This is a genomic window from Massilia frigida (assembly GCF_011682175.1).
Lineage (GTDB): Bacteria > Pseudomonadota > Gammaproteobacteria > Burkholderiales > Burkholderiaceae_D > Telluria_A > Telluria_A frigida.
The window spans coordinates 1-348 of record NZ_WHJG01000196.1; the positions used below are offsets into that span (position 1 = coordinate 1).

1 protein-coding gene is annotated in these 348 nt (G+C 67.0%); it reads left to right on the top strand.

Features of this window, described 5'->3' with window-relative positions:
- Positions 1-348: hypothetical protein (locus tag F2P44_RS34655; RefSeq protein WP_167094636.1), on the top strand; the 348-nt coding region annotated here is incomplete at both ends.

Consider the following 348-nt stretch of genomic DNA (forward strand, 5'->3'; position numbering starts at 1 on the left):
GACCTGGTGCGTCTGCTGGCCGACATCGCGAAGTCGGTCATGGAACTCGGACCGGTCCTGCAGTTGCTCCTTGTCGCACTGGTGCTGGCGGGCTTCTTTTACGTGCTGCTGTTCGCATTCGCCAACCTGACCACGGTCTGCCTGCCCCTGCGCTGGCTGTTCCTGCGGCGCGCCCAGCGGCTGGCCCACACCCGCTATACCGGCTGGCAGCCGAGGCCCTTGCCCGCGCTGGCGCGCCGCGGCGCATGGCAATCGGCGCGCACGATGCTCAAGCTCCTGCTGTCCCTGCTCGTTCCCGTGGGGTCGCTGTACGTGGTGGTGCGCTTTGTGCTCGAATTTAACGTGGGG